Genomic DNA, 9,455 nt, shown 5'->3' with positions numbered 1-9,455 from the left:
TTGACCTTGACGTCTTTCGTCCTAGTCAGGCTGCGTATTCTACGCAAACCTACTTTGAAGTCAAGTACATATTTGTACTTAATTTCAAGAGGTTTAAAAAGTAACTTTCGATACTCATAAACACCTTTACTTAGCGGCTGTTGCCGTGTCAGTGAGGTCGCATTATAGAGAGATGGCGGATGATGACAAGTCTTTTTTATATAAAAAACAAAAGACATTATTAATCACAACTTACCACCATGTTATACACAGCCTATGCATTTATATTTCAATAATAGTAATATTTTTGTTTGTATTTCATACATTTTTTGACAAAATAAGACACAGCTATGATTTTTTTTAGCTTTTTATTGATACATTGAGATTGATTGTCGCTCTTCTATATATTAGTTACTATTAGGGACGAGAGTAACAATTGATAATTTATTCTTTCATATTAATCACTTATGTGTTTTCAGGGGTTCTTTAAAACGATGGGCTTTTCAACTTTATCCAATGCTACTCGAGCATCAGTTATTTCAGTAGCAATTGCTGCAATTGGTTTTACAGCGCTTTCCTTTATAGGAAGTGCAATAGCAGCACCGATTGCATTTGCTATTGGTGCAATTATTACTGGTATTACAATTAAATTAACAACACCTTCATCTTCAAGCGGCGTAGCTGTAGAAACAACGACTTTATATGTAGGGAACTTACCTTACCGAGCAAATGAAACATCAGTACGTACATTGTTTGCAGAATATGGGCAGGTATTATCAGTTCGCTTAATGAAAGACAAGCATACAGGTAAACGTCGTGGTTTTGGTTTTGTCGAAATGCCAGAGGCTGACGCGAAAGAAGCAATTCAATCGCTTAATGATGCTGAGTACCAACAGCGGACATTAAAAGTACGTGAAGCGAATGAACGTACTCTTCATCCTGCAGAGTAATTTACTTCATTAGATTATACGTCTATATATAAAGGCTGACTTAACCCTATTTCATTAAATAGGAGAGTCAGCTTTTTTTGTGCCTGTGTTTTGGTACAAAAAGCTTTTCCTGTATGACCGTGATCCGCAACCGCATCCCCGCCACCTAATATATCTTTCACACGTGATGCGATAGCCATACCTGAGTCTATAAATTGAATATGCTCACCTAGGACTTCCTCTAACTCATTTACAAGTAATGGGAAGTGAGTACAACCTAATACCACGACATCAGGACTATTATCTGGGTCCTGCCACTTTGATACAACATTGCTAATGGCATCTAGATCGACAGTGTGGCCATAAAGTTTATTTTCAGCCTGTAAGACTAGACTCGTTGTTCCGATCATGTCTATCTCACAACCCTGAGCATGATCATTAACAAGTAGTTGGGTATATTCTCGTGAAACCGTACCTGGAGTGGCTAATAAACCTATTTTTTTCTTTTTACTTTGCAACGCAGCAGGTTTGATTGCGGGTACAACGCCAACAAAAGCAATAGGGAAACGTTGACGCAAAGCAGGTAGCACCAATGTACTAGCAGAGTTACAGGCGATAACCACAAGATCCGGCTTATGCTTTTCATACATGTAACCGATTAGCTGACAAACACGTTCGATAAGAAACTCAGGCTCAAGTTCACCGTAAGGGAAGTATGCATTATCAAACAGGTAAAGGTAGTCCGCGTTCGGTAATTGTTCTTTGATTGCTTTATATATAGATATGCCACCTACTCCAGAATCAAAAATCAATATTTTACTCATGTACAAGCCACTAGGTGATTATAAAGCTATATAATAATCAAGGGAGGGATAAATTGAAACAATTCTTAAGGAAAGGAAGAAAAGAAAGAGATGGTATTCCAATGAAATACCATCTCAAATTAACTAAAAAGTATATTTACCTGATAGATACGCAGTACGGTCAGCCGTTTCATAACCATATGCAGTTTCATATTGCTCATTAAATAAATTTTCAATACGTGCAGATACAGTCAACTTTTCTGTAATGAAAAATTGTGCTGATGCATTAAATAAACTATATGCATCAAGTGTATTAGAACCATCGATTCTTTCCCCTTGGTATAGGTATTGTAATGACCAATCAATATTATTTGTGCTAATAATACCTTGCCATTTAGCTTTATGTTTAGCTCTTCTCGATAACTCCTTACCCTTAGCATCATGTGCATCTAAATACTCTAAAGATAAGTTATTTGATAAAATACCAAGATCAAACCCTAAGCCAAGCTCTGCGCCTTGCAATATACTCTCACCATCAACATTTTCAAAAATAGAACCACTAACAGGTGAGTAACTTATATAAGTTATCAGATCCGAAACCTCATTCCGATAAACTTGTAGAGATATGTCAAATAGCTCTTCAGTCACTGTTAAGCCCAACTCATAATTAATTGCTTCCTCTGGCTTTATTTCTTGATTAGAGCTATTTGAATTCAATTCGGATAACGATGGCGCTTTAAATGCGGTACTTATTGACGCTTTTAATTGATAAACATTAGTTATCTGCCAACCACTCCCGATACTCCACGTGTTATGAGTACCATAGAATTCGTTATCATCAAGACGAACTGCGCCTTCAAACATAAACGCTTTATAAGCATTCACAACATTTGTAAATACACCGGTATTACGACGTGAATCATCAGCACTACCGCCATAAGCATACATAATGTCATCACGCCAATCTAAGCCTGCGGAGAATGTTGAATCATTAACTGTATATGTTGAGATCCAGTTAACATCTTGTTGTTTATAATTGTTCGCACCGTCTGAGTCTGATGATTTACCAGAACCCGATTCATAATCATAAGTATCTTGTTCTGATATTCTATATTGAATATTGGAATTTACCGACATACCTGTATATTTAATACTGACATCTGCTGCAATATTACTTACCCAAGACTCTTTCTTGTCTCCGTAGCTATCGTATTCGTAAGTATTCTGATAATAACGAGTCTGAGCATATGCACCCCAACGCTCAGAAAATCTATGGTCGACCGCGATGAGATAACTTTCACTATCAAATCCGTGTGTATCTCCAGCATTTGCAGCCTGAGGTTTAACATTATAACCGTCTGTTGTTTCATAATTTGCTGATAATTTAACATTGGTATTATCACCAACACCAAAAAACGTATATATATTCCCTTCTCGATAATTCTCACTACCAGCTCCAGCAGTAAGAGATAGCGTATCTTGCTCGTAACCCGACTTTGTAATGATATTGATCACACCTGATACAGCTTCAGAACCATAAACGGCTGCCCTAGCACCACGAATAAATTCTATTCTTTCGACTTGATTAATCGGAATCTGATTAAAATCAATATAACCGGAAACTGAAGTGACCATTCTAATACCGTCAATAAGTACTAGAGCCTGATCTGACTCACCACCGCGAATAAATACACTTGCTGATTGTCCTCGGCCACCAGTAACACCAATGTCGACACCAGGTAGCATACGGAATACATCAATAACAGATTTAGCTTGAGTAAGCTCAATATCTTCTCGAGTAACAATACTAACAGGAGCAAGCACATCAGAAACAGCTTGTTCTACACGGTTGGCAGTAACAACGGTTACTTCTTCAGGATTGGTAATAGATGGATCTTGGGCAAGAACAGCGAACGGCAAGAGTGCAGCTGCTAAGAGTTTTTTAGACATTGTAAATTTTTCCTATTTACGCGTAGAAAAATAAGCCGAATCATTCAGCAAAATTGAGTATTTATTATTTTATAAATTACTCTGTTCCTATTGGAGACCGGCCTTAAGTGCTAAGCACTATCACCGTTGCGCGACAGGTCCAGAATCTAACTGAATTCCCCCAATAAATGTATATTACTAAACTAGAGATTTAGCTCTACTATTAATAACGGCCAAAAGTATAGAATTATGCGTGATAAATGTATATTTATAATTCGGATATTTATAATTTCAAAATAAGACAAGGTAAGTATCGAGTTGAAAGTAAAATATGCTGGACAAACTATAATTGGGTCTTACAATCGCTACTCTTTTGTTTAGTATCTAACTACGGTGAGCCCACATGATCGAAATGCACCCTGACAACTACCAATCACAACTTGACGATAAAGCCACTCGTCAACGTGATATATTTAAAAAATTCTCACCGCCAGAATTAGAAATATTCGACTCGCCAGCAGAAAACTACCGTTTACGCGCAGAATTTCGTGTTTGGCATGACGGCGATGATCTTTACTACATCATGTTTAATCAAGATACCAAGCAAAAATTTAGAGTCGATTACTTCTTACCTGGTAGTAAATTGATCAATGAGCTCATGCCAACGCTAATCGCGGAATTAAAACAATCGAAGGTATTACGCTTTAAACTTTTCCAAGTCGATTTTTTATCAACACTGAGCGGTGAAGTGTTGGTCAGCTTACTTTATCATCACCAATTAAGTGATGAATGGATTGCAGAAGCAAAAGCATTAAAAGAAAAACTCAGCGAACATTTCAATATCAACATTATCGGTCGCGCTAAAAAACAAAAAGTGGTACTTGATCGTGAGTTCGTGGTTGAAGAATTAACCGTGGCAGGCAAACAATTAAAATACCAACAAGTTGAAAATAGCTTTACTCAACCAAACGGTATTGTGAATCAGAAAATGCTTGAATGGGCGTTGGATGTAACAAAAGATTGTAGCGGTGATCTGCTTGAGTTGTATTGTGGTAATGGTAATTTTTCTATTGCATTAGCACCAAACTTCGACAAAGTATTAGCGACAGAAATATCAAAATCATCAGTACAATCGGCGCAATATAATATCGCTGAAAATGGCCTAGATAATTTAACTATTTTACGCTTATCGGCTGAAGAGTTTACTATTGCTATTAAAGGTGAGCGTGAGTTCAATCGTCTTAAAGCGGCAAACGTTGATTTAACAACGTTCAATTGCAACACTATTTTTGTCGATCCGCCACGTGCTGGGCTTGATGCAGAAACAGTTAAGATGGTGCAAGAGTACGATAATATCGTTTATATATCTTGCAGCCCTGAAACACTGAGTGACAACTTAGAGTCTTTAAGCCAAACGCATAATATTGAACGTTTTGCACTCTTCGACCAATTTCCGTATACCCACCATGTTGAGTCTGGTGTTTACTTAACTAAAAAAGTGAACGAAGAAGGTTAACTAAAAATATTAATCTGAATAGATAAAAGCCCGTTAACAAAAATATTGTTAACGGGCTTTTTTAATCGGTCTAAATTAAGCTTCGACTTTAGGACTAAACACACCAATGGTTTTGGCAACCCAAACAGACAAACCCAATACCAACATTAACGGTAAAAAGTTACTGCCGAGTTCTGGATATTCCATACGCACGAACGTGGTATATGTCAGTACACCTATCGCAAACAAACCTAACGATGATTTACTGATATGACTCTCAATGGCACTTGTCATATAAACTTGATACCAATTATAAGCCACCAGCGCTAATGCAATGAGTGGGAAAATACTAAACTGAACTTCACTCGTGGTTAAGGTTGCTAACGTTGCATTGCCACATAAGCCTGCTAAAAAAGCAAAATATAATGGTTTGTAACCTGCTTGATTTTTTGTCGTCATTTAAATACCTCAATGTTCAGAGTTTACAGCGTAATACCTCTTGTCATTTTTAGTACCGCTGCGCCTTTTGCAATCATTCTCAATTGCATTATAGTACGTTCAGACAATGCACGACGTTCTTCGTTCGATAAATCGAGTGCTTCAGCGCCAGCATTAAAAACAATTGTGACCATTGCCTCAGATTGGATCGTCGCTTCATCACGATTTAACTTTGTTGACAGCTCTATATAGTCTGTCAGCTCGTGACTAAAATGACGAAGCTCACGAGAAACCGCAGCACGGAACGCAGCTGAAGTACCAGATCGTTCACGTAATAGCACCCGAAAAATATTGGGATTCTGTTCAACAAATTCCATAAATGTTTCAACCGAGGTTTGGATAACACTACCACCGGTTTCGATACGTTGTCGTGCTTGGCGCATCAGTTGCCTTAATGTAAGGCCCCCTTCATCAACCATGGTTAAACCTAACTCTTCCATATCGCAAAAATGACGATAAAAAGACGTGGGCGCGATCCCAGCCTCACGTGCTACTTCACGTAAGCTCAAATTTGAATAGCTGCGTTCAGCGGTCACCAAGCGAAATGACGCGTTGATCAGTGAACGACGGGTTTTTTCTTTTTGCTGGGCTCTAATTCCGGTCATAATTTAAAGTCATTTATTAATAGGTTGTTAACACTGATATTATAATACTACTTTCGAGACTATCAGCAACTAATCTTATTACTTCGTCTATTTAACACCACTAAAATAAACAACAACTAAGCCTTACTACCGCGACCGTAAACAAATAATTACACACATTCAAAATAGCATCAAAATCATGCAATAAAACATATTTAAAGCACCTAAACCTACTTAAAATAAAAATAATAGCTGTTTAATTTGACCTAGCAGCCATTTGACAGCATATTACCCGTAAATATTTAGTTACAAATTACAATTATAGTAAATTAAAGTTTACACGGAGAGTTATGTCAACCATCAGTACAACAACAGACACCGCTAAACGCGGCCAATTTAGTTCAAAGTTTGGTTTCATCATGGCAGCCGCAGGCTCTGCTGTTGGTGTCGGTAATATTTGGGGCTTCCCAACACAAGCAGCCAGTAATGGTGGCGGTGCTTTTTTACTGGTTTATCTTGTACTGATTTTTATGCTTGGTTATCCGATGCTTATTGCAGAGTTAATGATCGGTCGTCACGGACAAACAAATCCAGCGAATGCATTAAGCGCACTCGCTAAAACAAAAAGTGTCAAATTAATCGGTATTGCCATTGGTCTTGCAGCCATTGTTACTTCAGCGCTTATTTTCTCGTTCTACGGTATTTTATCAGGTTGGTTTATCAGTAATACCTTAGCGCCGCTTGCTGAAATCATGGGGTCAGCGACAACAGCAAGTTGGTTGGTTGATATGTCACTGTCACGTAATGTGGTATTTACAGTGATATTTGCCATGTTCACTATTTTAGTGATTCAGCAAGGTGTGGAAGACGGCATTGAGAAATGGTCAAAGCGTTTAATGCCGCTATTATTTTTAATGCTAATTTCAGCAATGCTTTACATTGTGACTCAGCCTGGCGCAGAGCTAGGTGTACGCGCATTACTTATTCCAGACTTCAGTCGTATTATGGATCGCGATGTATTAATTGGTGCATTAGGCCAAACATTCTTCTCATTATCATTAGGCAGTGGTTGCATGATGGTATACGGCTCTTACTTAAACAAAAAAGAAAATATTGCCAAGTTAGCTGCGCAAGTAACATTAATGGATACAGCCGTCGCATTCGTTGCAGGTATGGTGATCTTACCCGCGATGTATGTTGCATCACATAATGGTGTTGAGATTTTTGCTGCTGACGGTAGCCTGTTGAGCTCAGATACTCTGGTATTTACAGTATTACCGGCATTATTTGAAACCATGGGGGCTGCACAATACCCCGTTTCAGTTCTATTCTTTGCCTTGTTATTTGTTGCTGCATTGACCTCTGCAATTGGCATGATGGAGTCACCGACAAGTTACCTTGCTGAGCGTGCAACAATGACACGTAAAAAAGCCGCTTATATCGTCGGGTCTATCGTGACAGCATTAAGCTTGGTGATTGTATTTAACTTCTCAACACTGTTTGGTTTTGTTATTACGCTGACAACACAATATGCACAACCACTGATCAGTTTAGGTGTCGCCATTTTCGCGGGCTGGGTCTGGAGCCGTAAAGGCCTAATGGCTGAGATCAGGGCACAAGAAGGTGTCACAGAGCATTCTATCTTCTGGAAGGTCTGGCCTGTGTATGTGAAATTTGTTTGCCCAGTATTAGTACTTATTCTGGTGTTTGCATCCTTCCAATAAACCTTGATACCGTTCAATAAATATGAAAAAGGTCAGCGATGTGCTGACCTTTTTCATATTTATAAACTAGTACTGGTGTTATAAGCCAACTGATTAACCAGTTAAAATCTCAGACCAGTTTAAATTTCGATCACCAAAGACAATAAAATCAGGATTCTTTAAAGTGTCACGCTGATTGTAAGATAATGGGTTTAAATTCAAATCAAGAATAGCACCGCCTGCTTCAGCAACGATACATTGCGTACCTGCGGTATCCCACTCTCCCGTAAGCCCTAAGCGTATATAACAATCCGCTTTGCCTTCTGCCACTAAACAGCCCTTTAAGCTCGCAGAACCTAAAGACTGCAACTCGAGATCAATATCATCTTCAACTAACTGCCGGATGTTATCTGGGTTCTGCACACGGCTCACAACGACATTCAGACTTGTTAATGGCTGCTGGCATGTATGGCTGAATATTTGCTCTTCACCTGCTGCGGTTTCTTTATATGCGCCCTCACCATCAACGGCCCAATAGAGTACATCATCCTTAGGTCCATAGATCATGCCCAAAATAGGTTTATTCTTATGTACTAAGGCAATGATTGTCGCAAAGTCACCACTACGAGAGATAAACTCTTGGGTACCATCTAACGGATCTAATAACCAATAGGTATCCCACGATTGACGCTCTGCAACGGCAATATCGCAATCTTCTTCAGATAGAATAGGTATATCGGGGGTCAACAGCGCAAGTTGCGCAGAGAGGTATTCGTGTGCGGCGATATCAGCACTGGTAACGGGGGTATGATCTAGTTTAATTTCTTGCTCAAATTCACCCGACTGATAAATATCATAGATCACAGTACCAGTGGCACGTGCAATTTTTTTTAACGCTGGAATTAAGGTCATTACTTGCATACTGCACATCCTACTTTTTTCTCGCCATCACTTAATTATTTAGTATTACTTATCTAATTGTTTTAGGGCAAGTAATAATGCACAAATAGCGCGAGATTCTGTGATCTCATCATTATCAAGCAGTTCATTTGCCCGCGCCAGTGGCCACTTTATAATTTCGAGCGGCTCAGGTTCATCTCCCTCGCGCGATTCTGGGTATAAATCCTGTGCCAGATAGATCTGCATGTGAGCAGAAAAATAGCTCGGAGCTAAATTAATTTCTTTCAGTAGAGTCAGTTTTTTAGCCCCCACACCGACCTCTTCCATTAACTCTCGGTTAGCTGCAAGTAATGCCGTTTCACCTTTATCGATAGCCCCTTTAGGAAAACCAAGCTCATAACGTTCGGTACCAACTGCATACTCACGGATCAAGATAAGATTATTATCCGCATCGACAGGTACCATCATAACGGCGCCGTGACCGCCGCCTTTCATTCTTTCGTAAGTACGCTCAACACCATTAGCAAAACGCAGTGCGACGGACTCAACTTTAAATAATCGGCTTTCTGCGACGATTTTCGTGTTTAATATTTTGGGTTTTTGATGTGTCATTTTAATTCTGCATCCTTGTCATA

General features: G+C 38.9%; 9 protein-coding genes. 3 read left to right on the top strand and 6 right to left on the bottom strand.

Annotation, left to right across the window (positions count from 1 at the left end; translation table 11 throughout):
* Positions 1-473 precede the first annotated feature (473 nt).
* Positions 474-929 (top strand): RNA recognition motif domain-containing protein, encoded by a 456-nt coding sequence (locus A923_RS0120895; RefSeq protein WP_017223643.1) that lies wholly within the window; start codon positions 474-476, stop codon positions 927-929.
* Positions 930-943: 14 nt separating this feature from the next.
* Here A923_RS0120895 and murI read toward each other — a convergent pair whose 3' ends face one another.
* Both murI and A923_RS0120885 read right to left on the bottom strand, forming a co-directional pair.
* A complete protein-coding gene (gene murI, locus A923_RS0120890; RefSeq protein ID WP_017223642.1) occupies positions 944-1,732 on the bottom strand; it encodes a glutamate racemase in 789 nt (262 codons plus the stop codon).
* A 123-nt stretch (positions 1,733-1,855) separates the two neighbouring features.
* Positions 1,856-3,661, bottom strand: coding sequence for a TonB-dependent receptor domain-containing protein (locus tag A923_RS0120885; RefSeq protein WP_017223641.1), 1,806 nt, complete (start codon positions 3,659-3,661; stop codon positions 1,856-1,858).
* A gap of 382 nt (positions 3,662-4,043) precedes the next feature.
* On the opposite strand from A923_RS0120885, the gene trmA reads away from it, so the two are divergent.
* Positions 4,044-5,156, top strand: a complete 1,113-nt coding sequence (gene trmA / locus A923_RS0120880; RefSeq protein WP_017223640.1) for a tRNA (uridine(54)-C5)-methyltransferase TrmA — start codon at positions 4,044-4,046, stop codon at positions 5,154-5,156.
* Positions 5,157-5,231: 75 nt separating this feature from the next.
* Here the strand turns inward: trmA and A923_RS0120875 are convergent, their stop codons facing one another.
* Positions 5,232-5,594: a DUF1422 family protein gene (locus A923_RS0120875; protein WP_017223639.1), complete on the bottom strand. Its 363-nt coding sequence runs from the start codon at positions 5,592-5,594 to the stop codon at positions 5,232-5,234.
* A gap of 23 nt (positions 5,595-5,617) precedes the next feature.
* Positions 5,618-6,238, bottom strand: a complete 621-nt coding sequence (fabR, locus tag A923_RS0120870) for an HTH-type transcriptional repressor FabR (protein ID WP_017223638.1) — start codon at positions 6,236-6,238, stop codon at positions 5,618-5,620.
* A gap of 329 nt (positions 6,239-6,567) precedes the next feature.
* On the opposite strand from fabR, the gene A923_RS0120865 reads away from it, so the two are divergent.
* On the top strand, positions 6,568-7,941 hold the full coding sequence (locus A923_RS0120865; protein ID WP_017223637.1) for a sodium-dependent transporter: 1,374 nt from the start codon (positions 6,568-6,570) through the stop codon (positions 7,939-7,941).
* 93 nt (positions 7,942-8,034) lie between these two features.
* On the opposite strand, the gene cysQ is transcribed toward A923_RS0120865, so the two are convergent.
* Together cysQ and nudE are read right to left on the bottom strand one after the other, a co-directional pair.
* Positions 8,035-8,841, bottom strand: coding sequence for a 3'(2'),5'-bisphosphate nucleotidase CysQ (gene cysQ / locus A923_RS0120860; protein ID WP_017223636.1), 807 nt, complete (start codon positions 8,839-8,841; stop codon positions 8,035-8,037).
* A gap of 45 nt (positions 8,842-8,886) precedes the next feature.
* Complete coding sequence (gene nudE / locus A923_RS0120855; RefSeq protein ID WP_017223635.1) at positions 8,887-9,432, bottom strand: ADP compounds hydrolase NudE; 546 nt, start codon at positions 9,430-9,432, stop codon at positions 8,887-8,889.
* Between the last annotated feature and the right edge of the window lie 23 nt (positions 9,433-9,455).

This window comes from Moritella dasanensis ArB 0140 (assembly GCF_000276805.1).
Lineage (GTDB): Bacteria > Pseudomonadota > Gammaproteobacteria > Enterobacterales > Moritellaceae > Moritella > Moritella dasanensis.
This window is presented reverse-complemented; position numbering and strand designations above follow the sequence as displayed.